The following is a 25,931-nucleotide window of genomic DNA, read 5'->3' as shown; positions in this document are numbered from 1 at the left end:
TTTAGTCTGGATGTCACACGCCGTTCATACTGAGGTGCGATTTGAACTTTGATCCCGGTTGAGGGATTCTTGATCGCAATTAGCCGCAGACGGAGCCTGCCATGAAAGATGAACGTGTCCTGACCTTTGACGAATTCGATGAAGTGGTGAATCCGCGCCCAGAGGTATGTGAGTTTGACCGCGTCGTTGAGCGTGCCTTATCACGTCGTGGGTTTCTGGGCGGCGTATTGGCGATGGGAAGTTTCACGGCGTTGGGTGGGGCGCTGCTTCCGACTGGTGTACGTGCAGCCGCAGATCGCTTTGCGTTCGAGGCGATTCCGGCGTCAACTGCCGATGACGTCATCGTGCCGCCGGGCTACCAGGCCGAGGTGATGGTGCGCTGGGGTGATCCGCTTTGGTCTGATGCGCCCGAATTCGATCCGGCCACCCGTGGAACTGCCGCCAGTCAGGAACGTGCATTCGGTGATAACACCGACGGTCAGGATGTGTTTCTGCACGAGGGTCACGTTCTGCTGGTCGTAAACAACGAATACACCAATCGCGATATCCTTTGGGGAAACAACCCGGACGCCAAGGCCGCCTCGGATGACGATGTTGCCAAAGGCATGATGGCGCATGGTGTGACGGTGGTCGAGATTGCAGCTACCGATGGCAAGTGGGGCATTGTTAAGGATAGCCCGTATAACCGCCGCATCACGCCGCAGACAGACATGTCACTGACGGGCCCTGCCGCGGGCCATGATCTGTTGAAAACTGCCGCTGATCCGACAGGCACCACCTCTAAGGGCACCTGGAACAACTGTGGCAACGGCATGACCCCATGGGGGACGTATTTGGCCTGTGAAGAGAATTTCAACGGCTACTTCTCGGCTGAAGACGAAAACCATGAAGTCAGCGCCGAACTTCAGCGCTATGGCGTTTCGTCCAAAGACTGGGGATACGGATGGGCCGGAATTGACGAGCGTTTCGATGTCTCGAAAAACCCCAACGAGCCGAACCGCGCAGGCTATGTTGTCGAAATCGACCCAACCGATCCGGCCTCGACGCCTCGCAAGCTGACCGCGCTTGGTCGGTTCAAGCATGAAAACGCCGAGGCCATTGTGAACAATGACGGTCGCGTCGTCGTCTACATGGGCGATGATGAACGGGGCGAGTTCCTGTATCGCTTCGTCTCGGAAGGTGTTTATGCCGCTGGTGTGGATACGAATGCGCTGCTTGAGAACGGTACGTTGTCGGTTGCAAAGTTCAACGACGACGGGACTGGTGAGTGGCTGGACCTGACCCCCGAAACAACTGGTATGACGTCGCAGGCCGAAATCTGCATCCATACGCGACAGGCAGCGTCGGCCGTGGGCGCGACCACTATGGATCGCCCGGAATGGGTTGCGGCCAATCCGAACGCGCCCGAGGTCTATTGCTGCCTGACCAACAACAAGAACCGCGGTGTGAAACCGAATGCCGGTGGCGACGACACTTCGGTCAACGGGCCGAATCCGCGCGATGCGAACAAATACGGTCAGATCGTGCGCTGGCGTCCTGAAGGCGGTGATCATGGCGCATCGGGGTTTGAATGGGACCTGTATGTACTGGCCGGAAACCCGACCGTGCATCAGGATGCTTATGGCGGCTCGGATAATGTCAACGCCGACAACATGTTCAACTCGCCCGATGGGCTGAAGTTTGACAGCAACGGCCTGCTGTGGATCCAGACCGACGGCAAATACAGCAACGAGGGCGACTTCGAAGGGCAGGGGAATAACCAGATGCTGGCAGGCGACCCGGTTACCGGTGAAATCCGTCGTTTTCTGGTTGGACCGAACGAGTGTGAGATCACTGGGCTCAGCTGGTCGCCGGATCGCCGCACCATGTTTGTTGGTATTCAGCACCCCGGTGAAGACGGCAACAGCCACTGGCCCGACGGTGGTAACTCGGTTCCACGTTCAGCCATCATTGCGGTTACTCGTCTAGACGGCGGGCTGGTCGGTTAACCCTGGCAAGACGCGCTGAATCAAGCCTCGGGCGGGTCATGCCGTCCGGGGCTTTTTGTTCATTATGCAGCGCTCTCATAGTGACAATGAGAATTTTGGTATGCGTTTTCGTCGCGAGACGGGTTAAAACCCCGCCACGCCACCGTGGGCGAAAACGTCGCTTGAAAAGCGCCGGGTGTCGAAAACCGACCGACCCATCCCCACATTGAAGTTTAGAACCGGCCCATCGGGTTAGGAGGAATCACAGTAATGCCTGACGTCACCATCGTGTACTGGCGCGACATTCCCGCTCAGGTCATCGTCGGCAAAGGCCGTCGCGGCGCGAAGCGGCAATTGGAAGAACGGTTCGAGCAAGCCATCGACCGCGCCGCCATGAAGGTAAACGCCAAGGACAGTGATGCCTATCTGGCCGAATGGCGCAAGGCCGAGCCTTTTGCGGTTGATGGCGACCCGGCAGAAGTAGCCGAGGCCGAGGCCCTGCGTCTGGAAAAGGAATACGATCAGGACCGCATTAAAGCGCTGATCGCAAATGACGGTTGGGCATAAGCCCGGATCTTAATGGGAGGCCTCAATGGCTTTGCTGAACTTCAAGAAACGTGATGTGGTCGAAAACAGCCCTGTGAACCCGACCGTCGAAGCCTTCCTGCAAGGCTATTCGATCGAGGTCATGCCGCGGACCGCCGAAAAGGTCGAGGATTTCCGCGCGCTGCTGCCCGAAGGCACACGCGTTTACATTGCCCATATCGAAGGCACCCCGATTGAAGATATGGTCAAGACAGCCAAGCGGATTGCAGCCGAAGGCTATCCTGTCATGCCCCACTTCCCGGCGCGGATCATCAAGGATGCGGCGACGTTGGAAAACTGGATCTCGATGTACCAGGGCGAGGCGGGCGTCGAACAGGCGCTGTTGCTGGCCGGTGGCGTGACAAAGCCGCATGGCGATTTCGACAGTTCCATGCAGCTGATGGAAACCGGTCTGTTCGACAAGGCAGGGTTCAAACGTCTTCATGTTGCCGGTCACCCCGAGGGGAACAAGGACATCGATCCCGATGGGTCCACCAAGAATGTCGATGACGCCCTGCGCTGGAAGCAGAAATTCAACGAGACAACGGATGCCGAAATGGCGCTGGCAACACAGTTCGCCTTTGACGCCAAGCCGATCATCTCCTGGGCCGACAGCCTGAAAGAAGCGGGCATCGATCTGCCGATCCATATCGGAATCGCGGGCCCGGCCAAGCTGCAAACCCTGATCAAGTTCGCCATCGCGTGCGGCGTTGGGCCGTCGCTGAAGGTTCTGCAAAAGCGCGCCATGGATGTTTCCAAGCTGTTGCTGCCCTACGAGCCGACCGATGTCGTGGCCGAACTGGCCAACCACAAAGCGGCCAACCCGGATTTCAACATCACCAACGTGCACTTCTTCCCGCTGGGCGGGATCAAAACCAACGCCAACTGGGCGATCAATAACGGCGGCGCTTCGGCAAAGCCTGTAACCTCCTAAGGAACGGACATGACCCGAACAGTCGTAGAATCAAAAACAAAAACAGCCGTCCTGGGCTTTGACGAACCGTTCTGCGTGATCGGTGAGCGGATCAACCCGACCGGTCGGAAAAAGTTGGCGGCCGAGTTGGAGGCGGGCGACTTTTCGACCGTTGAAAAAGATGCTTTGGCTCAGGTAGCGGCTGGCGCGACCGTTCTGGATATCAATGCGGGCGTCGTCTACAACTCGAATCCCAACCCGAACGAGACCGAACCGCCGCTGATGCGCAAGATTGTCGAGCTGGTACAGGGTCTGGTCGAAGTTCCGCTGTGTATCGACTCGTCGGTTCCCGGTGCTCTGGAAGCGGGTCTTGAGGCGGCGGAAGGTCGCCCGCTGCTGAACTCGGTCACGGGCGAGGAAGAGCGCCTGGAACTGGTTCTGCCGCTGGTCAAAAAATACAACGTACCGGTCGTGGCGATCTCGAACGATGACACCGGCATCTCGGAAGACCCCGATGTCCGTTTCGAAGTGGCCAAGAAGATCGTTCAGCGTGCTGCCGATTTCGGTATCCCCGCGCATGACATCGTTGTTGACCCGCTGGTCATGCCGATTGGCGCGATGGCAACTGCCGGTCAGCAGGTGTTTGCTCTGGTCCGTCGCCTGCGCGAGGAGCTGGGCGTGAATACCACCTGTGGCGCGTCCAACATCTCGTTCGGCCTGCCGAACCGCCACGGCATCAACAATGCCTTCTTGCCGATGGCTATGGGTGCCGGCATGACCTCGGCGATCATGAACCCGGTGGCTCTGCCAGTGACGCAGGCGAAGATTGCCGAGAAAAAAGAATCCGTTGCAGCGGCGGGCATCATCCTGCCCGAAGGCATGGATGACGAGGCGTTCGTTCAGATGTTCGGCCTGGGCTCCACCAAGCCGCGCGCCGGAAAAGAGATGGAGGCCATCCGCGCTGCCAACCTGCTGACCAACAACGACCCGCATGGTGGCGAGTGGATCCGGTTCAACAAATCACCTGACGAGGCCGGTGGCGCAGCCGGTAGTCGTCGCGGTGGTGGCCGTCGTCGCCGCGCCTGATTGCATCAACAAAAACAGCAAAGGCCGGGCACTGTGCCCGGCCTTTTTCGTTTGCCCCTGATCAATGTCGATTTTACGCAAGGGTTCAGGATATCCTGATCTGGGACGCAACGATCAGGTGGCACCATGCGCAAACATCACCCCCCGAAACTCTCAGAAGCGGATCTGACCAAGAGGTTGGGCAAAAAGGAGTATTTCGAGCAACTGATTGATCTTCAGGCCAAGCTGGCCAGGATTCAACAAGCGTATCTGTTTCACGGGCTCAAGGGTGTGCTGGTGTTCGAGGGTTGGGATGCGGCAGGCAAGGGGGGAACCATTCGTAGAATCAGCCAGGCTTTAGACCCGCGCAGCTTTAAGGTCTGGCCAATTGGGGCGCCCCGGAACTACTACCTCAACCGGCATTACCTGCTGCGGTTTTGGGAACGTTTGCCACCGTCCGGAGCGATATCCGCGTTCGACCGCAGCTGGTACGGGCGCGTGTTGGTCGAGAGGATCGAGAACCTGACCCCGGAAACACGCTGGCGCGCTGCTTATCAGGAAATCAATGATTTCGAACGCATGCTGGTCGATGATGGTGCCCGGATCGTCAAGCTGTTCTTTCACATCTCTGAAGATGAACAGATGAAGCGGTTTACAGAACGGCTGAGAAATCCGCTGAAGCGCTGGAAGCTGACGTACGAGGATTTCAGGAATCGCGAGAAATGGGATGATACCGAGGTCGCCGTGGATGAAATGCTGGCCCGGACGTCAACCGATCTGGCGCCGTGGCACGTGATACCGGCCAATAACAAAAGATACGCGCGCATCAGCGCTATGAAGGCCATTGTCAAAGCCTTTTCAGCCGGGGTCGATCTGAACCCGCAACATCTGGACAGCCGCACGCTTGAGGCGGCCATCCAGGCTTTGGATGTAGATGACTCGCTGATCGACAGTCTTCGTGCGCGGACCGAGTGACTTTTCCGGGCAACCTGAAACGATCCGGCTTGCGTGTCAGGGAACTCTGGTTATATCTCAGGGGTGCGGCGGGTATGATGTAATGGTAGCCTGTCAGCTTCCCAAGCTGAACGCGCGGGTTCGATTCCCGCTACCCGCTCCAGAACTCTTAGGTCAGACGGCGATTTCCGGTGAAGGCCTGCTCCGGCAGGCATTGGGGTCGTTTCGGGACGTTCCACCAAATTGACTTGTGCCTGTAGATATTCCGGTTTTGGGCATCCCCCTTGCGATTGGTAGGATTCCGGGCGTCTTATGATAGAGTGACCCCATCACTGTTGAGCAGAGCCCAACTATGCGGGAAATTGATCAGACCGGCACGAGTACACCCCAAGAGCCTTGCGCAGGTGATGTTCATGCCTTTCTGGAGAGCCTGACCGGCCCGTCCCGTGGAACGGTTTCCTGGCTTGTTGACAGCGCATTGACTGTTTCTGTTGGCGAAGGCCGTGCGCTAGGTCTGCGCCTGAAAGACAACACACCGCCCCATGACGAAGATATCGCAACGCTACAGTGGTCCGAGGGGGGCTATGTGCTCAACGCGCTGGCAGGGCAAGACATCTGGGTCAATGGTCACAAGATTGTGTCGGCAACGCTGAAACACGGCGACATGATCGAATTTGGCGAATTGGGCCCGATTTCCCGGTACCGTATTTGTACTCAGAGGTTTCCCATTCGTCATACGGTCGAGGATATCCTGAGTGACGCCTATGCTTATGCGCGGTCAAGTCGCCGGCCCTTTGCCCAAAGAATGTCGGGTGCGCTGCGTGAGAGTGGGCGAAGGCTTGTTTCTCAAACCACTGTGTTCTTCAGGATTGCGGTGGTTGCAGCGATTGCGCTGATCGCAGGTCTGCTGTTCCTGCTTTATCAAAACGACCGTAGACTGGCCGACAGCCTGCAACAGGAAGCCCGCAAGATCGAAGCGGTGGCGGCCATGCTTAGCCAGACGCGGGAAGATGTGCTGACCCCAGAAGACCTTGTGGCGTTGAGGGATGCCTTTCAGAACCAACTGATATCAACCGAGCAGCGGTTGGGTACCCTTGAACAGCGCGCGGGGGCGTCCACGCGGGTTATCACCGCCTCTACTCAATCCGTGGCTTTCATTCAGGGCGCCTACGGATTACGTCATATCGAAAGCGGTAAACTGCTGCGCCATGTGTTGGGCCCGAACGGAGAGAAGTTGCAAACACCCTTCGGTCAACCCTGGATCGAACCGGACGCAACAGGTGAGCCCGCGGAGTTCCAGTTCACCGGCACCGGGTTTCTGCTGGAGGGTACACCGCTGATGGCCACCAACCGCCACGTTGCCTTGCCCTGGACAACCGGCGACAAGGCTCAGGCACTGAAAAACGCAGGTCTTGAGGCCGAGATGCTGCAGTTGCTGGCCTATCTGCCAGGTCAGACCGATCCGATCGAGGCTACTTTGGACCGCTTCAGTGAAACCGCCGATCTGGCGCTTTTGTCGGTTGATCCAAGCCGAATTGAAGGGCAGGGATTACGACTGGCCGATGACCTTCCTCGCAGCGGTGACGAAGTCTTTCTGCTGGGGTATCCCACTGGCCTGAAAGCGTTAATTGCGCAGGCGGGGCCGGAATTTCTGAAAACGCTCGAGAAAGACGGGTCCGTCAATTTCTGGACGATCGCCGCACGGTTATCTGCGCAAAACCAGGTTCAACCTCTCGCCAGCCGAGGAATCGTGGCGCAGACAAGCCCGGGTGCAGTCGTTTACGACGCAGAAACAACGTCAGGAGGAAGCGGAGGGCCGGCCCTGAACCGCAAGGGAGAGGTGGTCGCGATTAACGCCGCGATCCTGCCAGAGTTCGGGGGTTCAAACATCGGGGTTCCGGTTTTGCACCTGAAAACCTTGCTGAATGAAACTGTCAGCCAGTGATCAATCACTGGTCTGGAAAGGCGATTTTTGAACAAAGAATACGACCGTCAACGGAACGATCACAGAAATCAGGGCCACGGCGATCAACAGGTGTCCAAGTTGGCCGTAATCGGCAATCGATGTGACGACACCGGTTTCCGGGTCGGTTACCGCGCGCGACACCACGAAAATCTGGTTCATGTATTTCGTTGCCAAACTGCTGGCCGACAAGGCCATGTTGGTGAATGACGCCATGACGGCAAAGAAAGTTGCCTTCAGATGCACAGGAGCATTACGTGCGATCCAGGCCAGCATCGGAACCATCGCGATTTGACCCAGCGGGGATTCAACTGCGGTGTCGAGGATTGCAATGAACCTCGCGTCTACGATCCCGCCGGTATGCGCAGATGTCCATTCATGCACGCCGTAATACAGCGCAAGGTTGGGCAGGGCGAGGACCCCCGACGCGATGGTCAGAATGATAACGACCTGCGCAATCGAGCGGTTGGCCATAAACGGTCTCAGAACGATGAGCCCGACCAGTGCAAGCAGGGACGTCAGAAGCGCCAGGATTGCCAGGAACTGCTCGTCAAACCCCAACTCGTCGATTTCGAACCAGGTCAGCCCCGGCCCGGGCAAAGGAACCGCACGAAACACGAAAATGATTATCGCCGTACCAATCAGAGCCTTTGCCTGATTTGGGTTCAGTTCCTTCACTAAGCGCGACATCAGGTACAAGATCACACTCAGTGAGACTACAAAAATAGTTTCCTGGGCGAGTTGGAAATTCGATGTTCCCAACACGATACTCAGTACAACAAAGGCGAGACCGCCCAGCAGGATTGGCCATTTAACCTCGGTGGTTTCGTCAGGAGTATGCGGGGGATGACCTAGGCGAAGATGTTGACGCTGTATCAAACCGTGCAAAACCACACCGCTGACGGACAACAGGGGAATGACAAGCGCGATCAGATAGACGTTGCCATACAATGCAAGACGGTCTGATTTCTGCATGCCCTCGGTTCCCGAGAACACCCAGATATTGACCGCGGCTACGGCTGTGAATCCCGAGAAAATGGCGATCCTGCCCAGTGTTTGCATTGTTGTATGCTGCGCACGGGTTTCCTCGGGCGAAAACGGCTGCCCGTGGGGATTGATCTTTGGAACGGCCTCGACCGTCATCGCGTCGGCGACGACATCCTGAATGGCATAGCCGGAAGGCGCCAAGAGCAGGGCAATGATATACCAGTGTTCCAGCGGTATGACATCAACCATATGTCCGGGAAAGGCCACAAGCCCGTACATGGTGAGCAGGGACAAGGTGATCAGGGTTGCCCCCAATAGGATCAGCAATGACTTCCACCGCCAAAACAGATCAACGATATGACCCAGTGGCATTTTCAAGATCCAGGGAAGCCCGGCCCAAAACGCCAACCCGGCTACAAAGGAAGCGGATAGGTTAAGATAGTCCTTAAGAAAAAAAGCGCCGACGACCGATGTCAGGCCAGAAACCCCGGCGGCAAAGTAGACCATGAGCGGTGGCAGGTAGGACCATCGCATCTGTCGCGCCAGATCAACAAAGGTTCTTTGCCACCATGCAGAAAGCGGCGCTCCTGTAGAAGGCTGGTCAGTGGTCATGTTCACGTAAATCGCATCGCAGGATTTCCTTGACCCAATGATACAGGCTTACAGAAACGCGGACGCAAAAAGCAACAAACTGGTCACCACCCCAAAGAGGGGAACAACAAGTGGCACGCGGAACTGCGGTTCATCGGTTTCAGCCCGGGTCTTCAAAAGGATCAGTGAAAGATTGACCAGCACAAAGACCCCCAGAACAATTTGCGACGTGCGCTCGGCCAGAATGGCGATTGGAAGCGTTTGGGTCAGCAACAGGATTATCGCCGTGACCATGATTGTCGCTACCGTTGGCGTCTGAGTGACCTGAGATACCGTAGCCAGAAACTTAGGCAAATGATCCCGATCCGCGAGCCCGTAAATCACGCGGGATGCCATGATCATCTGGATCAGAACACCATTGATCGTGGCTACGATGGCAATGGTCGAAAACCCCTGCTGGATAACCTCGGGCGCGTCCGTAAAAATCAGGGCCAGCGGTGCGGCGGACGTCGAAAGGACATCGATCGGCACCACATACAGAACAGTCATGGACGTACCAAGATACAAGACCGTGGCCAGAATAAGCGTCAACAGGATCGCTTTCGGGATTGTTCCGGCGGGGTCTTTAACTTCTTCAGCGACATTCGCCATGTCCTCGAAACCGACAAAGGCGAAAAACGCCAGAAGCGAAGCGGCCAATATCCCTCTCCAGGCGGTTGGGTCCAGCCCGGGAACCATCTGGGTGAGCGCATAGCCCTGAGGCTCAGGAAGGGACAGGCCCCAACCAATAACGACAAGTAGCCCGCTGATTTCTATGATGGTAATGACTGCCGCCACCATTACCGACTGCGTGATCCCCCATAGGGCGATCAGCCCCATGATCAGAACTACACCGATTGTCAGACTTGAAATGCCTAAACCTGTAAGCGTTTGAAGGTACGACGCGGCCCCGATAGCCACGGCCGAGGCCGAGATGATGCCCGAGGCGGCCACCGCGAGACCGACCAGCACGGCCATCCAGCTTTTCTGAAACCCTGCTTCGACATAAGCGGCTTCACCTGCACTCACTGGATATCGGGTTGCCAATTCTGCGTAAGACAGGGCAGTCAGCGCAACAACAAGTGCAGCAATCAGGAACGAAACAGCGGCATACGGGCCCGCAATCCCGGCCGTCGCACCAACAAGCACGTAAATTCCGGCTCCAACAGTAACTCCAAGCCCATAGAGCGTGAGCAGCGGGGTCGTCAGCGCCCGCCGCAGCTTTGGTGTCTTTTGTTCAACGATGGACATCATCTATCCGCCAATTGGAATGCGTTGCGTGTCTTGGATTGACATTAAAGTTTCTCTGCTTGGTCCCGTTGCCTCGATCATATGCAGTGACTGGCGTGCGTTAGGTTCCGAGGAGCCTGAGGGTAGTCGGCAGAAGAGCGCGCCTCGCATTTGCCGCGCCCGTGGAGTGAAACCTTCGCGCCATTGAAATACTGATCACCGGTAAATTTGCTTGGGGTCAGGCAGGTGAGCGTCGGGCCCGTTGATATATTCGTACTTCACTATGTGGTCACATTGCGTGCTTTGATTCAGGTCAATGAAAGCGGATCGTCACACTGAATCGTAGACCGGTGCGCCTTTTACACGCAATGAACCGCCGAACTTTCTGAGCCTTAGGGCATGCGGTCAAGCAAGGAGTCTCGGGTGACCAAATGGGTCGAAAGCTCCAAAGACTGGCCCGCAGAGTTCGTTTCGATCATCCGTATCAGCTCCTGCGCAGCTTTTTGTCCCATTTCACGGTGGGGCACGTGAACTGTTGTCAGGGCAGGGCTGACAATGCGCGCGATTTCGATGTCGTCAAAGCCGGTAATTGACACATCCTCAGGCACTCGGAGCCCCATTTTCTGCGCCTGCCTCAATGCGCCGACTGCCAGAACATCGTTTCCGCACAAAACTGCGGTCGGCGGCATGTCAGTCGCCATGAGATCCCTGAATGCCGTCGCGCCATTCTCGAACTCATATGTGGTTTCGATCACCATTAGGTCATCCGGCTGCAGGCCGTGTTCAGCCATGGCGCTTTTTATCCCAGCGATCCTGAGCCGCGCCCGGTCATTACCCGAACTGATACCCGATATCGTCGCAAGACGCGTATGTCCCTGTCTGATGATCTGGTCTGCCAGCGCTTTCATGGCCTTGCGGTTGTCGAACCCAACTGACGGCACAGGTTTATCCGGCAGAAAGGACCAGGCAACCAGCGCGGGCACTTTCCGTCTGTCCAGATAATCGTAAATATCTGCGTCCCTGTCATGACCGATCAATAACAGCCCATCCGCACCCCGTGCGACCAGGGTTCGGATCTGATCCTTTTCCGCTTCGGGCTCATAGGCTGAACTGGAGACCAGCAGCGTGTAACCACGCTGATGTATCTCTTCCTGAAACGCCTGCAACCCCCTTGCGAATATCGCGTTTTCCATGGTGGGGATGATGGCGCCAATGGTAAATGACCGCTTGGCCGCCATCACGCGGGCCGCGAAATTTGGCGTGTACCCCAATTCCTCGACCGTCGACAGGACACGCTTGCGCGTTGCTTCAACAACTTGTTGCGGGTTGTTCAGACACCGGGACACTGTCGCGGTCGAAACACCCGCGGCCTTGGCAACGTCATCCAGTGTCGGAGCAGACCGATGTTTTGACATTCTCGAACTCTCAATTCCAGTTGGCTTAAGTTAATCGCATTTTTCAAATGATGAAAGCACCAATGTAAGCGCTTGCAATATTGATGTAAGCGCTTACAAAGGTGTTGAGCCGATTCTGAACGGGAGTCCCGGAAATGGTCCTTGCTGCATCTGTCGTCGTTTTCGCGATCTATTTCGCCAACGTTGCTTTGGGTGCTTTTGCAGGCCGCGCGTTTCTTGGTGACGTAGGAGAGATGTTGGTTCTGTTCGCGGCGTCGATTTTGTTCGTTGTCGCGATTCTGAAAAAGGAAGCTGACCGAAACGCAACAGACGGCAGCTGAACTTTTGCTTGGGAGGGCAATTCATGAACAACGACGAGATTGAACTGGCGTCAACAGAACGTCGCAACTTTCTGAAGCTGAGCGCGAGTGGCGCGTTCACGGCCGCATTGGTTGCCGGGGCAGGGGGTGTTTTGTGGTCTTCCGAGGCTGCCGCGCAAACCGCAAAAGAAGAGAGTGAGCGCGAAAAGGCCGCAGACCACATTATGACGGTGGCCACAGCCTATGTGCTGGGTGCGTCGCGCAGCTATCCGATCATGCAGCTGGATCTGAAGGAAAACATCCAGAATGCTACCAACGGCAAGGTCTATGTCAAATTGGCCCCCGGTGGCCAGCTAGGCGCGGGCGGTGCGCTGGTGCAGAAAGTACAAGGTGGAACCATTCAGGCCGCGCAGCACTCGCTGTCGAATTTTGCGCCTTTTGCGTCCACGGTCGACCTGATCAACATGCCGTATCTGTGCGGGTCGAACCAGCGCTTCACCAACCTTGTCCATTCGGACACGTGGAAAAGCGAAGTCCACCCCAAGGTCGAGGCGGCAGGCTTCAAGGCCCTGTTCTACGTGAATATCGATCCGCGTGTTGTCGCAGTCCGGCAGGGTGGCAATGCGGTCATAACACCGGGGGACATGGGCGGGATCAAGTTCCGCGTTCCCGGTTCGAAGATGCTGCAACAATACTATCGCATGGTTGGTGCCAACCCGACGCCTGTGGCATGGGGTGAAACACCTTCGGCGATCAAGCAGGGTGTTGCCGACGCGCTCGACCCGTCAGTTGGAGCACTGTATGTCTTTGGTTTCAAGGACATCCTCAGCCATGTGACCTTCACGCAGGCCGTTCCGGACAGTCAGGTTTATTCCTGTAATCTGGAGTGGTTCAACTCGATGCCTGCTGACGTGCAGGAAGGCATTATGTGGGGTGCCGAGATGACTGGCCATCAGAACCTGTCCAAGGTTCCGTCGGCGCGTGCTTACGCCATGTCCGAGCTGAACAAGGCAGGTGTTGAATTCCATTCACTCAGCGATGATCAGTTGGCGGAATGGCAGGATGCCGGTGGGTATCAGCGTTCGGAATGGGATCCTTTCAAGACGGAACTGGCCGGTTCGATGGACAACTTTGAGAAGCTGGTCGAAGCGGCCGGTACGCAGGGCAAATACTACGTCCACGACGCCTAAGGTGAAACCCGTGGGCGCCTGCTGGCGTCCACGATTCTTGTACCGCGCGGCCGACAGTGGCCCGTCAAGGCAGGTACGGACCGGGCTGTCCCATCGCCGGAGGATCAGATGACCGTTCTTCAGAACATTGACCGAAACGCAGAACGCTGGTTGCTGCTGGTGTTCTACGTGATGCTGGTGATCACCATGGCCATCGAGGTGCTGCGGCGCGAGATATTCGCCTATTCCTCGATCTGGGGCGAGGAAATCGTGCGGTATTCCTTTATCTATCTGGCTTGGATCGGTGCTGCTGCCGCGGTGAAAGAGCGCGCTCATATCCGGATCGATGTGATCATGCACTATGTCGGGCCGCGCCCCAAGGCACTGCTTTATATCTTCGGCGATCTGGTGATGTTCCTGGTGGCGATCATCGCACTCTATTGGTCGTATGAAGCCGTGCACGTTTCAGCCAAGTTTGGTTCCGTTACGGACGGATTGCGGATTTCCAAGGTTTGGTTCCTGATGGCCGTGCCGACCGGGTTTGCCCTGATGATCTGGCGGCTGATCCAATCCCTGTTGCGCGATCTGAAATGTCTTCGCGACGGCACGCCCGTCTTCGAAGGCGACAAACTGTTTGACTGAGGAGAGACCGGATGCTTTGGAACTCCCTCAATCAAACCGTTGAACTGGGCTGGGATTTTTATCTGCCGGTGATCCTGTTTGTTGCCCTGATCGCTTTGGCCGTACCGGTTTGGGCGGCCATTGGAACGGCTGCGATCGTAATGCTGATCATGTCCGGTGACCTTCCACTCAGCCTTGTCGGAGAGAGCCTGTTTACCGGCATCGACGCTTTTGCCCTGACTGCCGTGCCCCTGTTTATCCTGACCGGGGATGTTCTGGTTCGGACGGGGTTGTCACGCAAGTTTCTGGATGTTGCCGAGGCTTTGACATGCTTCGCCAAGGGCGGCTTCGGATCGGCCACGGTGCTGGTCTGCGGAATGTTTGCCGCGATTTCGGGATCGGACGCCGCCGGGGCTGCTGCGGTTGGCAGGATGACCATCAACCGGTTGGTGGAAAGCGGGTATCCGCGCCCCTACGCCTGTGCTCTGGTCGCGGCCGGTGCCTGCACCGGCATCCTGATACCGCCCTCGATTGCCTATATCATCATCGGCCTTGTGCTGGGTATTTCCGCATCGACTCTTTTTCTGGCCGCCCTGATCCCGGGTCTGGCTATCCTGGTGTCGATCCTGATCACCAATATCATCATGAACCGCCTTTATGCATACGAAGGCGGCGGCATGATGACCATGGGGGAGTGGTTGGCCAATCTGGGCAAGGCGCTCAGGTCTGGCTGGTATGCCTTTATCGTGCCTGGGATTATCTTTTATGGCATCTTTTCGGGCCGACTTACGCCGACTGAGGCTGGTGCCACGGCTGTTGTCGTCACCATCATCATGGGCTTCATCCTGCGTACGCTGACATTGGCGGATTTTCCGTCGATGCTGGTCAGCTCTGCAAAGGTGAACGGGGTGATCCTGCCGATCATCGCGTTTTCCGCTCCGCTGGCCGAGGCGCTGGCGATCATGGGTGTTCCTCAGGGGTTTGTCACTTCGGTGACCTCGCTGACAGACGACCCATATCTGCTGATCCTGTTGATGATCGGCATCCTGATCGCAGCGGGCTGCGTCATGGAGACGACGCCGAATATCGTCATCCTGGCACCTATCCTGAAACCACTGGCGGACAATATCGGCATGAACGAGATACAGTTCTGCATCATGATGATCACCGCGCTGGGAGTGGGTTTTATCACCCCGCCGCTGGGGCTGAACCTGTTCGTCGTATCTGGCATTACCGGTGAATCCATTCTGAAGATTGCCGCCCGAGCCGTGCCTTTCGTATTGACCATGCTGATCGTGGTGATCCTGATCGCCTACGTGCCAGCCGTGTCGACAACATTGCTCCCTGAAATCTACCAATAGGACCTGCTGAACATGCCTCGTGAATATCTGAAAAAGGCAACTTTAACGGCTCAATCACACGCCTCAGAGGTGCATGATACGGTGAAGACAATTCTGACCGATATCGAGGCGGGCGGTGATGCAAAGGCAAGAGAATACGCCGCCAAGTTCGACAAGTACGAAGGGAATGTCTTGCTGACCCCGGCTGAGATTGAGGCCGCCTGTGCAAAAGTTTCCGAAAAGCTGAAGGCCGACATCCGTTTCGCCCACGACAATGTGCGGCGCTTTGCCGAGACGCAGAAAGCGACCGTATCTGACGTTCAGACCGAGATCGTTCCGGGCTTCGTTGCTGGGCAGAAGGCAATTCCAGTGGATGCTGCAGGGTGTTACGTGCCAGGGGGGCGATACAGCCACATCGCCAGTGCGATTATGACAGTGACCACCGCGAAAGTTGCCGGATGTCGCCACATCACGGCCTGCTCGCCCCCGCGTCCCGGCGAAGGGGTCGCGCCTGCCATCGTTTATGCGGCGCATATCTGCGGGGCCGACAGCATTCTGGCCATGGGGGGCGTGCAGGGTGTTGCCGCCATGACCTACGGCCTGTTTGGTCTACCGCGCGCCAACATCCTTGTGGGCCCCGGCAATCAGTTCGTGGCCGAAGCCAAGCGCATCCTTTACGGCAAGGTTGGTATCGACATGATCGCAGGTCCGACCGACAGTTTGATCCTTGCCGATCAGTCCGCCGATGCGCATGTCGTCGCCACCGATTTGGTCAGTCAGGCCGAGCACGGATACAACTCGCCGGTCTGGCTGGTCACCGATGATCGCGACCTTGCGCAAAAGGTGATGGAACTGGTGCCTGCGCTGATCGCAGATCTGCCGGAACTGAACCGCGAAAACGCCTCGGCCGCATGGCGCGATTATGCTGAGGTTATCGTCTGTTCCAACCGCGAAGAGATGGCCGCCTGTTCCGACGAATACGCACCTGAGCATCTAACGGTTCAGGCTGAGGATCTGGATTGGTGGCTGGAACGGCTGACCTGTTACGGATCGCTGTTTCTGGGCGAGGAAACAACCGTGTCATACGGAGATAAAGCGACCGGTACGAACCATGTTCTGCCAACCTCGGGCGCGGCCAGCTATACTGGCGGGCTGAGTGTCCATAAATACATGAAGATTGTGACGTGGCAGAGGGCCACGCGCGAAGGGTCGAAGCCCATTGCCGAAGCGACCGCGCGGATATCGCGGTTGGAAGGAATGGAAGGTCACGCCCGTGCCGCAGATGTGCGTCTTGCAAAGTATTTCCCGGACGAGCAATTCGACTTGACCGCCGATGGATGACCCGCGCTCATTGTTTGACCTGACTGGCCGGGTGGCGTGTATCACCGGTGCCAGCTCGGGACTTGGGCGGCAAGTGGCACGGACTCTTGCCGCAGCAGGTGCGCGTGTTGTCGGTATAGCCCGGCGCAGCGAGGCATTGGCGCAGATGCAGGCCGAGATTGGCACGCGCGCTGCAACGGTTGTTGCAGACGTTGCAGATCGAGATGGGGTAAATGCGTTGACACAGGCCGTCGCTTCCAAGTTTGGCCCTCCGGACATACTGGTCCATGCGGCTGGGGTGAACACGCGTGAGGCTGCGGATGATGTTACTCCTGAGGGGTGGGATGCCACGCTTGCCCTGAACCTCAGCGCACCGTTCTTCCTCAGCCAGGCGATGGTTCCGGCGATGAAGGAAAAGGGGTGGGGGCGAATTGTCAATTTCGCCTCGCTGCAAACAACGCGCGCTTTTCCAGGTGGTATCGCCTATGGCGCGTCCAAGGCGGGGATCGGGCAGTTGACACGCGCCATGGCCGAGGCGTGGTCGCCCTTTGGCATAAACGCCAACGCCATCGGACCGGGGTTCTTTCCCACCGAACTGACGCAGGCTGTGTTCGACGACCCCAAGCGCGCGGAACGGAACGCCGCGCAAACCTGTATCGGACGCAATGGGCGGATGCAGGATATCGACGGGCCGATCCTGTTCTTATGCTCTCGGGCGTCTGACTATGTCACGGGACAGGTTCTGATGGTTGACGGAGGGTTTACTGCCAAATGAAGGCTCTGGTTTACAAAGGTGTTGAACACATGGTGTTTGACGATGTGCCGAATGCCGAACCGGGCGCATCGGAACACCTGATCCGGGTCGAGGCGGTTGGCATCTGCGGATCGGACATGCACGCCTATCTGGGCCATGATGCACGTCGCCCAGCGCCCCTGATCCTCGGGCACGAGGCAGCCGGTGTCATAGCTGATGGTATCCGCGCCGGTGACCGGGTGACGATCAACCCGCTGGTAACCTGTGGCCAATGCGCGGCATGTCGGGCGGGTCGCGAGAATCTGTGCCCGGACCGCCAGATCATCTCGATGCCACCGCGCGAAGGGGCGTTCGCGCAATATGTCTCGATGCCAGGCAGAAATCTTGTCGACGTGCCCGATGATGTCCCTTTCGCCAAGGCTGCGCTGGCTGAACCTCTGGCTGTAAGCTGGCACGCAGTCAGACTGGGGATCGAGGCTCAGCATTCTGCGATGGACCGCCGCGCCTTGGTGATTGGCGGAGGGGCTATTGGCCTTGCGGCGGCCTTGGCCCTGCGGGCGCAGGGTATTGAAGACGTTACAATCGCGGAACCAAACGCGTTGCGCCGGACTTATCTGGCGGAAATCGAAAGTTTTGCACTTGTGGATGCGCCCAATGGGTCTTTCCCGTTGGTCATTGATGCTGTTGGATATGCCGCGACACGGTCGGTCGCTTCGGCCCTGGTCGCGCCGGGTGGCGTGATCGCGCATGTCGGATTGGGTGATGATGCCGGAGGTCTGGACGTGCGTCGCATGACCTTGCAGGAGATCACCTTTATCGGAACCTACACCTACACCGCGCAGGATTTCCGCGACACGGCTCAGGCGATCTTTGACGGCCGTCTTGGCGCCCTGAATTGGGTTGATGAGCGTGCACTGGCTGATGGCGCGCAGGCGTTTCGCGATATCCGCTCTGGCTCCGTAGCCGCACCAAAGATTATCCTGAGACCCTGGGGATAAACCTGACAGAACTGGAGGCCACCATGTACAAGAAAATTCTGGTCCCGATGGCTTTGGATCACGGCATTTCACAGCATACGCTGGAGATCGCGCGTGCCTTGTCCGAAAACGGGGCCGAGGTCATCGGCTTGCATGTCTACGAAATGCCACAGGGATCGGTCAGCGCCTATCTGGACAAATCCGCAGTAGCCGAAGGGTTCGAGCGCGCGAGGCAGGCCTTGTTGCAAAAAGTTGACGGGCTGGATGGTGTGAAAGCCGAAATCATCAAAGGGCACACCGCCCGCACCATCATTGACTACGCGACCAGCAACAATGTGGACTGCATTGTTATAGGTTCGCACAAACCGGACCTGAGCGACTACTTTCTGGGATCGACAGCGTCACGCGTTGTTCGTCATGCCCCCTGCGCTGTACATGTGCACCGCAGAACCTGATTTCCTTAATCGCGCCAAGCGCCCCAACAGGACCAACAGCCCGACCATGAACATAGACAAGAAGATAACCGACGATCTGGTGGCCAACGATATCTCGTTCGTCACCACCGTCCCGTGCAAGCAACTGGCAGGTGTCATCGCTGAAATCGACCAGCGAGAGGACATCCATCACATCCCGTCCAACAAGGAAGACGAGGGGATGGGCCTGTGCGCCGGGGCATGGATGGGCGGCAAGCGTCCCGCGATCATCATGCAAAACACCGCAATCGGTGTGACGATCAACACACTGGCGACACTGATCCAGTTTTATCGCATGCCATTGCCGATGCTGATTTCCTATCGCGGAGAGCTGCGCGAACCGGTTGCCTGCCAGGTTGAAATGGCTGTGCACACCAAAGCGCTGCTGGCTCAGCTGAATATTCCGACTTATCACTTCCACCATCAGTCAGATGTTGAGGAGCTCGACACGATCCTCAAATACACCTTTATGTGCAATAAACCGGTCGCCATTCTGACCGATGCCAGTTTCTGGGGAGGCTATGGCGACCAATGATCCGTTCTGAGATTCTGAAAGAAATCGCTCCGATCCTGCGCGATCAGCTTGTTGTTTGTAACATCGGCATTCCAAGTCAGGAACTGCATGCCATCGACGACCAGCCTACCAATTTCTATATGCTGGGCACGATGGGGCTGGCCTCATCCATCGGTCTGGGTCTGGCCTTGTCGCAGCCCAAGCCGGTTATCGTGATCGATGGGGACGGGTCGGTTCTGACCAATCTGGGTACCTTGCCGACCATCGCCAACAACGTGGCGGACAACTATATCCTGTTGATCGTCGATAATGGGTCGTACGGGTCCACTGGGGATCAGCCGACGTATGCCGGGCAGAAGACCTCTCTGGCGAAAATGGCGGAAGCCGCAGGATGCGAGCGCGTAATCGAATGTCAGGCCGAAGACACCGGCCGCGTGCTGCAAGAAGCGCTGGATTCGAAACAGATGACCATCATCGTGGCTAAGTGCGAAAGCGGAAATGCCAAGATGCCTGTTATCACGATGGATCCGGTGGTGATCCGCGACCGGTTCATGAAGGCCGTACAGGCCTGATGTTATCCAGCGCTATCCACAGTTCCGAGGACGCCCGCCGCCTCGCGCGGCGGCGTCTGCCGTGGATGGTATTTGACTATATCGACGGTTCCGCCGGGTCCGAGGTTGGTGCAGCCCGAAACAGGGCTGCACTGGATGCGCTGACCCTTCGCCCTAGAATTCTGAATGATGTCAGCGAAAGGTCGCTTACTTGTTCCGTCTTTGGCAGGTCGACCCAACGCCCGTTTGGCATCGCACCGATGGGCATGTGCAATCTGTCGGCCCCCGGTGCAGATCTGATGCTGGCACGTCTTGCGGCGCGGTACGAGGTGCCGCTTGGGGTATCAACCGTCGCATCAACCCCGATGGAAGACCTGATTGTCGAGGCAGAAGGACATGCCTGGTTTCAACTGTATTTCAGCGGTGATGGCTGTGGTACGTTCAAGCTGGTCGAGCGCGCAAAGGCTGCGGGGTACGAAACGCTGGTGCTGACGGTGGACGTGCCCGAAGTGGGACGTCGCCCGCGTGAATTGCGCCATGGGTTCAGGATGCCATTCAAAATGGGGCCAAAACAGGTGCTTGATTTTGCCCTGCACCCCCGGTGGTCGCTATCAACGCTACTGCGGGGCAAGCCCGAAATGGCGAATTTCCTGATGGACGGATATGATTTTGATCGACGGGAAAGCCGGGCCAAGGCGACTTGGGAGACTTTGGACCGTCTGCGCGACCAGTGGGCCGGGAAACTGGTGGTCAAGGGCGTTCTGGATGCAGAGGACGCGCTGAACCTCAAGTCGGCAGGTGTCGATGCCATTCAGGTCTCAAGCCACGGTGGCCGCCAGTTGGACAGTGCGCCCGCGCCGATTGCCGTATTGCCTGAAATTCGGAACGCCGTCGGTCCGGAATATCCGCTGTTTTACGACAGCGGTTTGCGCTCGGGCGAGGATGTTTTGAAAGCGTTGGCAAACGGGGCAGATTTTGCCTTCTTCGGCCGCATCCTGCAATTTGCAATCGCGGCAGAAGGGGAAGAAGGGCTTGAGCAGCTGTGGTCTGTGCTGAGTGATGAAATGAGTATTGCCATGGCGCAGATGGGCGTTTCGTCGCTGGGCGAGGTGCGACGCGCAACCTGAAACCAGTTTGGGGAACGACCCGAGGCGTACCTGCGAGTCGTTCCAATGCTGGTTTAACCGCGACGTCTGCGACGGCGTCCACCGCCTGTTTCGCTTTCTCCGCCCGTGTTGAAGCTTGGATTGGGCAGCGTGACAACCTGCGCCAGTTCCGGGAATGGATCGGTTTTGTGCGGGATCGCGTTGGCGGCCACGAAATGATCCTGGAACTTCGGCTCAATTGCGGTTTCGATCTTGGTGATCTCGCGCACGACGCGTTCGATTTCAGCGCGTGATCCGATATTGCACAGCGCAATCCGCGCGCCTGTACCAGCGGCATTACCCGCGCTGGTGACCTTGTCCAGCGGTGCATCAGGGATCATGCCCAGAACCATGGCGTGTTTGGTCGAGATATGAGCGCCAAAGGCACCGGCCAGAACCACACGATCCACCTTGTCAACTTCCATCTCGTCCATCAGCAGACGCGCACCGGCATATAGCGCGGATTTTGCCAGCTGGATGGCGCGGATGTCGCCCTGCGTGACGGTGATGCGGGGGCCACCTTCGGCGCTGGCATCGTGAATCAGGTAAGCATGTGTGCGGCCTTCAGGAATGCAGCGGGCCGTTCCAGTCTGCTCGGCCGATCCGATCAGGCCGCTTTCGTCCAGAAGACCGGCCATACGCATCTCGGCCACAGCTTCGATAATGCCCGAGCCGCAGATGCCGGTGATACCAGTGGTGGCGACATCAAGGTCAAAGCCGTCTTCGTCCGACCATTTCTCGGACCCGATGATGCGAAAGCGGGGTTCCTTGGTAAGGGGATCTATTTCGATCCGCTCGATCGCACCGGGTGCAGCGCGCTGGCCAGAACTGATCTGAGCGCCTTCAAACGCAGGCCCGGTAGGTGAGGAACAGGCCAGAACGCGGCTGGTGTTGCCCAGCAGGATTTCGGCATTGGTGCCCACATCGACGATCAGAACCAAATCCTCGGATTTGCCGGGTTCTTCGGACAGGGCAACCGCCGCACAATCCGCGCCTACATGGCCCGCGATGCAAGGCAGGATGTAGACCTGCGCGCGGGGGTTCATGGTGGTCAGTTCCATCTCGCGTGCGGGCAGGGACATCGACTCGGACGTGGCCAGGGCAAAGGGCGCCTGACCCAGCTCGACGGGATCCAGACCCAGCAGCAGATGGTGCATGACCGGGTTGCAGACAAACACCGTTTCAACGATCAGCGCGGTGTCAATGCCAGCTTCTTCGGCGATTGAGGTGGTCAGATCATTGATCGCCTCGCGCACGGCTTTTGTCATTTCCCGATCCCCGCCGGGGTTCATCATGGAATATGAAACACGGCTCATCAGGTCTTCGCCAAAGCGGATTTGCGGGTTCATCAGACCCGATGACGCTTTGACTTCGCCGGTTTCCAGGTCGGTCAGATGAGCCGCAATCGTAGTTGAGCCGAGGTCGATGGCCAGCCCATACATCCCGCCTTCGTGCAGGCCGGGCCAGATTTCGACAATGCGTGCGACGCTGTCCTTGTGGCCTTTGTGAACTGCCACAGTGACTTCCCATTTGCCTTTGCGCAGAACCGGCTGCAGCTTGGACAGAAGCGATAGGTCCGCCGTGGCCGCGTCAATTTTCCATTGCTCGCGCAGCGCACGTTCAAGGCGCTCCAGATCGCCGGTTGGCGAATGCATGTCGGGCTCTTCCACCACCACGAAATACAGACGCGTTGCCGAATCCATGGTGATGGCGCGTGCCGTGGCGGCCTTGCGAACGACCTGACGATGTACCTGGCTTTCTGGCGGTACGTCGATCACGACATCGCCCTGAACCGAAGCCTGACAGCCCAGTCGACGACCGGGTTTCAGACCGCGCTTGTCGTCGTATCGTTGCTCGACAGCGTTCCATTCGCTCAGCGCATCCTTGGCCACCGTGACGCCGTGCTTGGGAAACTCGCCATAGCTTGGGGTGATCTGACACTTTGAACAGATACCACGGCCCCCGCAAACCGAATCCAGATCCACTCCCAATTGGCGGGCTGCGGTCAGAATGGGCGTTCCGACAGGAAAATGCCCGCGTTTGCCGGACGGGGTAAAGACGACAAGTGGGTCGGTGGTCATGAGTGACATGCCTTTTTGTGTTCGCGCGTTTTCCCGGCAAGATATGGGTTTGAGCGCAAAGGGAAAGGGCTATCAGCGGCACGATTTGCGCGGCATGCGTCGTTTTCTTCGGCTGTATAGGCAACTGGAGCCACAGAGTTGCCCCCAAGGGCTTTTCCTTTGGTTCAATCCATGCAATAGGGTCACCGCCAAACGGGCTTTTGCATGGGGTATTCAGATGCAGATTCGTGAGGCACTCACCTTTGACGACGTTCTTCTGGTTCCGGCCGCATCTTCAGTGCTGCCGGCAACAGCGGACACCACCACGCGTGTCACGCGTGAGATTACCATGAACATCCCGCTGCTGAGCTCGGCCATGGACACGGTGACCGAGGCGCGCATGGCCATTGCCATGGCACAGGCAGGCGGTATCGGGGTCATCCACAAGAACCTTTCCGTAGAAGAGCAGTCTCGCGAAGTTCGCCGCGTCAAACGGTTCGAGTCGGGCATTGTCTACAACCCTGTTACCTTGCGCGCGGACCAAACCCTGGCCGATGCGAAGGCTCTGGTCGAGCGCTATAATTTTACCGGTTTCCCGGTAGTTGACGCGGATGGCCGCGTTGTTGGTATCGTGACCAACAGGGATATGCGCTTTGCCAATTCCGACAACACTCCGATCAAGGCGATGATGACCTCGGAAAACCTGGCAATGCTGAAAGAACCCGCCGATCTGGAAGAGGCTAAAAGCCTGATGCGGGCCCGTCGTATCGAAAAATTGCTTGTGGTCGATGGCACGGGAAAACTTACAGGTCTGCTAACGTTGAAAGACACCGAACAGGCTGTTCTGAACCCAACAGCGTGCAAAGACCGGCTTGGCCGCCTGCGAGTGGCTGCCGCGACTTCGGTTGGAGACGCGGGTTTTGAGCGGTCCGAGCAGCTGGTGGCTTCGGGCGTTGATATCATTGTCGTCGATACGGCGCATGGTCACTCTCAGGGCGTGCTGGATGCGGTGAGACGGGTCAAAACCCTGTCGAACGAGGTTCAGATCATTGCCGGAAACGTTGCTACAGGCGAGGCGACCAAGGCGCTGATCGACGCAGGTGCTGACGCCATCAAGGTGGGTATTGGCCCCGGTTCGATCTGTACAACACGCATGGTGGCGGGCGTTGGTGTCCCTCAGTTGACCGCGATCAGTGATTGTGCCGCCGCGGCGGGGGATGTTCCGGTCATTGCGGATGGTGGCATCAAGTTTTCGGGCGATTTTGCCAAGGCGATTGCCGCCGGTGCGTCGTGCGCCATGGTGGGTTCGATGATCGCGGGCACAGACGAAAGCCCGGGTGAGGTCATTCTGTATCAGGGCCGGTCGTTCAAATCCTATCGCGGTATGGGCAGTCTTGGTGCGATGGCGCGCGGATCGGCGGATCGGTATTTCCAGAAGGACGCGGCAAATGACAAGCTGGTACCCGAAGGGATCGAAGGGCAGGTTCCTTACAAAGGATCAGCCAGTGCAGTGATCCACCAGCTTGTTGGTGGTTTGCGCGCTGCGATGGGATACACCGGCTGCGCGACTGTCGAAGAGATGCGCAGAAACTGCCAATTCGTGAAGATCACGGGCGCAGGTCTGAAAGAGAGCCACGTACACGATGTTCAGATCACACGTGAAAGCCCGAACTACCGGGTGATGTAAGCCGTTGCGCATGACATTCGGCACCCTAGCACGGGGTGCCGTAGTGATTTTGGATTGGCCTGTCACGGCCTTTTTCAGCCAAGGTAATCCGTGATGACACCTGCTGCCCGCGTTCAGGCCTCGATTGAAATTCTGGATGAAATTCTCGCCGGGGCCCCGGTTGAAAAGGCGCTGACCGGCTGGGCGCGGCGCAGCAGGTTTGCGGGCTCCAAGGATCGGGCAGCTATTCGCGATCATGTGTTTGACGCTTTGCGGTGCAAACGCTCATTTGCTGCGTTGGGTGGTTCCGGAGCTGGTCGCGGCCTGATGATCGGCGCCATTCGCGCATCGGGTGAAGATCCGGTTGAGTTGTTTACCGGCGACCGCCACGCGCCCGAAGCCCTTCAAAATGACGAAGTATCAAGGGATTTTGCATCCGAAGCCGAGAGATATGATTTTCCCGAATGGCTGTGGCCAAAGCTCGTCTCATCCTTGAATGATGCCGCCGTTCCTTGCGCACTGGCATTGCAGGAACGCGCTCCGGTTTTTCTGCGGGTCAACTTGTTGAAAACGGATGCAACCCGGGCGATTGATGCTTTGGCGACCGACGGTATTTCAGCCCGTCCAACGCCGATATGTGAAACCGCTCTGGAGGTGACAGAGGGCGCGCGTCGGATTGCGCAAAGCCAGGCATACGCTCAGGGCTTGGTCGAGCTTCAGGATGCGGCAAGTCAGGCGGTTGTTGCTTCCTTGGATCTGCGCCCTGGAATGCGCGTTTTGGACTATTGCGCTGGGGGCGGTGGCAAGTCGCTTGCGATTGCTGCGAACAAGGGTGTCGAGGTTTACGCTCATGATGTGAACGCGCGCCGAATGAAGGATATTCCAGCGCGGGCAGAACGGGCCGGGGCCAGAATAACCATCCTGAACAGCGCGGAACTTGCTGGTCACGGGCCTTTTGACGTCATTTTGGCCGACGCCCCGTGTTCTGGCAGCGGTTCGTGGCGGCGCGCACCGGCAGGTAAATGGGCATTGACTGAAGACCGTTTGCAAGATCTCACGGTCATCCAAGCTGACATTCTTGCACAAATCACGCCGTTGGTCCAAGCAGGTGGAGTGCTGGCATATGCAACATGTTCGGTTCTTGCCGACGAGAACGATGCGGTTGTCGACAGGTTTCTGACAAAACATGCGGGCTGGCGTGAAACCTTCCGGCAGGCGTGGCAGGTAACGCGCGGGTCCGACGGGTTCTTTACGTCACACTTGACGCGCTGATCTTTCGGTAAATACAACCCTGGGTAGCTGATTTGTTTTTTAGCGCCGTTAGGCGAGTGTT

The 25,931-nt window shown here is 57.6% G+C and carries 23 protein-coding genes and 1 tRNA gene; 20 read left to right on the top strand and 4 right to left on the bottom strand.

The features are described 5' to 3' along the window. The first annotated feature begins 101 nt into the window (after positions 1-101). The 7 genes from ACR0M3_RS02000 (at position 102) to ACR0M3_RS01970 (ending at position 7,429) form a co-directional block, all read left to right on the top strand. Entirely contained in the window at positions 102-1,988 is a 1,887-nt protein-coding gene (locus tag ACR0M3_RS02000; protein ID WP_480537916.1) for a PhoX family protein, read from the top strand. A 249-nt stretch (positions 1,989-2,237) separates the two neighbouring features. Continuing rightward, positions 2,238-2,534, top strand: coding sequence for a virulence factor (locus ACR0M3_RS01995; RefSeq protein ID WP_209503861.1), 297 nt, complete (start codon positions 2,238-2,240; stop codon positions 2,532-2,534). Positions 2,535-2,559: 25 nt separating this feature from the next. Further along, positions 2,560-3,486 carry a methylenetetrahydrofolate reductase gene (locus tag ACR0M3_RS01990; RefSeq protein ID WP_480909483.1) on the top strand — a complete coding sequence of 309 codons (927 nt, stop codon included), beginning with the start codon at positions 2,560-2,562 and terminating at the stop codon, positions 3,484-3,486. Positions 3,487-3,495: 9 nt separating this feature from the next. After that, the gene (locus ACR0M3_RS01985) at positions 3,496-4,551 is read left to right on the top strand and encodes a methyltetrahydrofolate cobalamin methyltransferase (protein WP_480909480.1); all 1,056 of its coding nucleotides are present in this window, start codon (positions 3,496-3,498) and stop codon (positions 4,549-4,551) included. A gap of 126 nt (positions 4,552-4,677) precedes the next feature. Then, complete coding sequence (locus ACR0M3_RS01980) at positions 4,678-5,505, top strand: polyphosphate kinase 2 family protein (RefSeq protein WP_480909479.1); 828 nt, start codon at positions 4,678-4,680, stop codon at positions 5,503-5,505. Positions 5,506-5,573: 68 nt separating this feature from the next. After that, a tRNA-Gly gene (locus ACR0M3_RS01975) sits at positions 5,574-5,647 on the top strand. A gap of 189 nt (positions 5,648-5,836) precedes the next feature. Then, complete coding sequence (locus ACR0M3_RS01970) at positions 5,837-7,429, top strand: trypsin-like peptidase domain-containing protein (protein WP_480909477.1); 1,593 nt, start codon at positions 5,837-5,839, stop codon at positions 7,427-7,429. On the opposite strand, the gene ACR0M3_RS01965 is transcribed toward ACR0M3_RS01970, so the two are convergent. From ACR0M3_RS01965 to ACR0M3_RS01955, 3 genes are all read right to left on the bottom strand, one after another. Continuing rightward, positions 7,430-9,046: an MFS transporter gene (locus tag ACR0M3_RS01965; RefSeq protein ID WP_480909842.1), complete on the bottom strand. Its 1,617-nt coding sequence runs from the start codon at positions 9,044-9,046 to the stop codon at positions 7,430-7,432. It abuts the gene before it with no gap. A gap of 48 nt (positions 9,047-9,094) precedes the next feature. Beyond that, positions 9,095-10,315: an APC family permease gene (locus ACR0M3_RS01960; RefSeq protein ID WP_480485584.1), complete on the bottom strand. Its 1,221-nt coding sequence runs from the start codon at positions 10,313-10,315 to the stop codon at positions 9,095-9,097. A 371-nt stretch (positions 10,316-10,686) separates the two neighbouring features. Next, on the bottom strand, positions 10,687-11,709 hold the full coding sequence (locus ACR0M3_RS01955) for a LacI family DNA-binding transcriptional regulator (RefSeq protein WP_480909475.1): 1,023 nt from the start codon (positions 11,707-11,709) through the stop codon (positions 10,687-10,689). Between the two features lie 134 nt (positions 11,710-11,843). Between ACR0M3_RS01955 and ACR0M3_RS01950 the strand changes: the two genes are divergently transcribed. The 11 genes from ACR0M3_RS01950 (at position 11,844) to ACR0M3_RS01900 (ending at position 20,854) form a co-directional block, all read left to right on the top strand. Next, complete coding sequence (locus ACR0M3_RS01950; RefSeq protein ID WP_267366030.1) at positions 11,844-12,029, top strand: hypothetical protein; 186 nt, start codon at positions 11,844-11,846, stop codon at positions 12,027-12,029. A gap of 23 nt (positions 12,030-12,052) precedes the next feature. Further along, the gene (locus tag ACR0M3_RS01945) at positions 12,053-13,198 is read left to right on the top strand and encodes a TRAP transporter substrate-binding protein (RefSeq protein ID WP_480485587.1); all 1,146 of its coding nucleotides are present in this window, start codon (positions 12,053-12,055) and stop codon (positions 13,196-13,198) included. 108 nt (positions 13,199-13,306) lie between these two features. Continuing rightward, positions 13,307-13,819, top strand: coding sequence for a TRAP transporter small permease (locus ACR0M3_RS01940; RefSeq protein ID WP_209503870.1), 513 nt, complete (start codon positions 13,307-13,309; stop codon positions 13,817-13,819). Positions 13,820-13,830: 11 nt separating this feature from the next. Beyond that, positions 13,831-15,159 carry a TRAP transporter large permease gene (locus ACR0M3_RS01935; RefSeq protein ID WP_267366028.1) on the top strand — a complete coding sequence of 443 codons (1,329 nt, stop codon included), beginning with the start codon at positions 13,831-13,833 and terminating at the stop codon, positions 15,157-15,159. Between the two features lie 12 nt (positions 15,160-15,171). Continuing rightward, positions 15,172-16,479 (top strand): histidinol dehydrogenase, encoded by a 1,308-nt coding sequence (gene hisD, locus ACR0M3_RS01930; protein ID WP_209503872.1) that lies wholly within the window; start codon positions 15,172-15,174, stop codon positions 16,477-16,479. Then, entirely contained in the window at positions 16,472-17,233 is a 762-nt protein-coding gene (locus tag ACR0M3_RS01925; protein ID WP_480480852.1) for an SDR family NAD(P)-dependent oxidoreductase, read from the top strand. Before hisD ends, ACR0M3_RS01925 begins: the two co-directional genes overlap by 8 nt. Further along, positions 17,230-18,210 carry an alcohol dehydrogenase catalytic domain-containing protein gene (locus tag ACR0M3_RS01920; protein WP_480909472.1) on the top strand — a complete coding sequence of 327 codons (981 nt, stop codon included), beginning with the start codon at positions 17,230-17,232 and terminating at the stop codon, positions 18,208-18,210. Before ACR0M3_RS01925 ends, ACR0M3_RS01920 begins: the two co-directional genes overlap by 4 nt. A gap of 23 nt (positions 18,211-18,233) precedes the next feature. Next, the gene (locus ACR0M3_RS01915; RefSeq protein ID WP_480564692.1) at positions 18,234-18,644 is read left to right on the top strand and encodes a universal stress protein; all 411 of its coding nucleotides are present in this window, start codon (positions 18,234-18,236) and stop codon (positions 18,642-18,644) included. Positions 18,645-18,690: 46 nt separating this feature from the next. Continuing rightward, entirely contained in the window at positions 18,691-19,197 is a 507-nt protein-coding gene (gene comD, locus ACR0M3_RS01910; protein WP_267365987.1) for a sulfopyruvate decarboxylase subunit alpha, read from the top strand. Continuing rightward, positions 19,194-19,748, top strand: a complete 555-nt coding sequence (comE, locus tag ACR0M3_RS01905) for a sulfopyruvate decarboxylase subunit beta (protein ID WP_209503877.1) — start codon at positions 19,194-19,196, stop codon at positions 19,746-19,748. The genes comD and comE overlap by 4 nt, the downstream gene beginning before the upstream one ends. Continuing rightward, complete coding sequence (locus ACR0M3_RS01900) at positions 19,748-20,854, top strand: alpha-hydroxy acid oxidase (RefSeq protein ID WP_480909470.1); 1,107 nt, start codon at positions 19,748-19,750, stop codon at positions 20,852-20,854. The genes comE and ACR0M3_RS01900 overlap by 1 nt, the downstream gene beginning before the upstream one ends. Positions 20,855-20,907: 53 nt before the next feature. Here the strand turns inward: ACR0M3_RS01900 and ACR0M3_RS01895 are convergent, their stop codons facing one another. Then, complete coding sequence (locus ACR0M3_RS01895) at positions 20,908-22,953, bottom strand: ASKHA domain-containing protein (RefSeq protein ID WP_480909467.1); 2,046 nt, start codon at positions 22,951-22,953, stop codon at positions 20,908-20,910. Between the two features lie 217 nt (positions 22,954-23,170). On the opposite strand from ACR0M3_RS01895, the gene guaB reads away from it, so the two are divergent. Together guaB and ACR0M3_RS01885 are read left to right on the top strand one after the other, a co-directional pair. Continuing rightward, complete coding sequence (gene guaB, locus ACR0M3_RS01890) at positions 23,171-24,619, top strand: IMP dehydrogenase (RefSeq protein WP_480485596.1); 1,449 nt, start codon at positions 23,171-23,173, stop codon at positions 24,617-24,619. Between the two features lie 93 nt (positions 24,620-24,712). After that, the gene (locus ACR0M3_RS01885; RefSeq protein WP_480909464.1) at positions 24,713-25,870 is read left to right on the top strand and encodes an RsmB/NOP family class I SAM-dependent RNA methyltransferase; all 1,158 of its coding nucleotides are present in this window, start codon (positions 24,713-24,715) and stop codon (positions 25,868-25,870) included. Positions 25,871-25,931 lie beyond the last annotated feature (61 nt).

The sequence above is a fragment of the Ruegeria sp. O5 genome, from assembly GCF_056535105.1.
The sequence above is the reverse complement of the archived record's forward strand: the minus strand, read 5'-3'. Positions and strand labels throughout refer to the sequence as shown.

Excerpts from the sequence above, each read along its gene's own strand:
- ACR0M3_RS01925 (WP_480480852.1), top strand. The coding sequence starts at position 16,472 with ATGGATGACCCGCGCTCATTGTTTGACCTGACTGGCCGGGTGGCGTGT.
- ACR0M3_RS01960 (WP_480485584.1), bottom strand. The coding sequence starts at position 10,315 with ATGTCCATCGTTGAACAAAAGACACCAAAGCTGCGGCGGGCGCTGACG.
- ACR0M3_RS01980 (WP_480909479.1), top strand. The coding sequence starts at position 4,678 with ATGCGCAAACATCACCCCCCGAAACTCTCAGAAGCGGATCTGACCAAG.
- ACR0M3_RS01965 (WP_480909842.1), bottom strand. The coding sequence starts at position 9,046 with ATGACCACTGACCAGCCTTCTACAGGAGCGCCGCTTTCTGCATGGTGG.
- ACR0M3_RS01895 (WP_480909467.1), bottom strand. The coding sequence starts at position 22,953 with ATGACCACCGACCCACTTGTCGTCTTTACCCCGTCCGGCAAACGCGGG.
- ACR0M3_RS02000 (WP_480537916.1), top strand. The coding sequence starts at position 102 with ATGAAAGATGAACGTGTCCTGACCTTTGACGAATTCGATGAAGTGGTG.
- ACR0M3_RS01900 (WP_480909470.1), top strand. The coding sequence starts at position 19,748 with ATGTTATCCAGCGCTATCCACAGTTCCGAGGACGCCCGCCGCCTCGCG.
- ACR0M3_RS01915 (WP_480564692.1), top strand. The coding sequence starts at position 18,234 with ATGTACAAGAAAATTCTGGTCCCGATGGCTTTGGATCACGGCATTTCA.
- comD (WP_267365987.1), top strand. The coding sequence starts at position 18,691 with ATGAACATAGACAAGAAGATAACCGACGATCTGGTGGCCAACGATATC.
- ACR0M3_RS01995 (WP_209503861.1), top strand. The coding sequence starts at position 2,238 with ATGCCTGACGTCACCATCGTGTACTGGCGCGACATTCCCGCTCAGGTC.
- ACR0M3_RS01990 (WP_480909483.1), top strand. The coding sequence starts at position 2,560 with ATGGCTTTGCTGAACTTCAAGAAACGTGATGTGGTCGAAAACAGCCCT.
- guaB (WP_480485596.1), top strand. The coding sequence starts at position 23,171 with ATGCAGATTCGTGAGGCACTCACCTTTGACGACGTTCTTCTGGTTCCG.
- ACR0M3_RS01920 (WP_480909472.1), top strand. The coding sequence starts at position 17,230 with ATGAAGGCTCTGGTTTACAAAGGTGTTGAACACATGGTGTTTGACGAT.
- comE (WP_209503877.1), top strand. The coding sequence starts at position 19,194 with ATGATCCGTTCTGAGATTCTGAAAGAAATCGCTCCGATCCTGCGCGAT.
- ACR0M3_RS01935 (WP_267366028.1), top strand. The coding sequence starts at position 13,831 with ATGCTTTGGAACTCCCTCAATCAAACCGTTGAACTGGGCTGGGATTTT.
- ACR0M3_RS01985 (WP_480909480.1), top strand. The coding sequence starts at position 3,496 with ATGACCCGAACAGTCGTAGAATCAAAAACAAAAACAGCCGTCCTGGGC.
- hisD (WP_209503872.1), top strand. The coding sequence starts at position 15,172 with ATGCCTCGTGAATATCTGAAAAAGGCAACTTTAACGGCTCAATCACAC.
- ACR0M3_RS01940 (WP_209503870.1), top strand. The coding sequence starts at position 13,307 with ATGACCGTTCTTCAGAACATTGACCGAAACGCAGAACGCTGGTTGCTG.
- ACR0M3_RS01970 (WP_480909477.1), top strand. The coding sequence starts at position 5,837 with ATGCGGGAAATTGATCAGACCGGCACGAGTACACCCCAAGAGCCTTGC.
- ACR0M3_RS01885 (WP_480909464.1), top strand. The coding sequence starts at position 24,713 with ATGACACCTGCTGCCCGCGTTCAGGCCTCGATTGAAATTCTGGATGAA.
- ACR0M3_RS01945 (WP_480485587.1), top strand. The coding sequence starts at position 12,053 with ATGAACAACGACGAGATTGAACTGGCGTCAACAGAACGTCGCAACTTT.
- ACR0M3_RS01950 (WP_267366030.1), top strand. The coding sequence starts at position 11,844 with ATGGTCCTTGCTGCATCTGTCGTCGTTTTCGCGATCTATTTCGCCAAC.
- ACR0M3_RS01955 (WP_480909475.1), bottom strand. The coding sequence starts at position 11,709 with ATGTCAAAACATCGGTCTGCTCCGACACTGGATGACGTTGCCAAGGCC.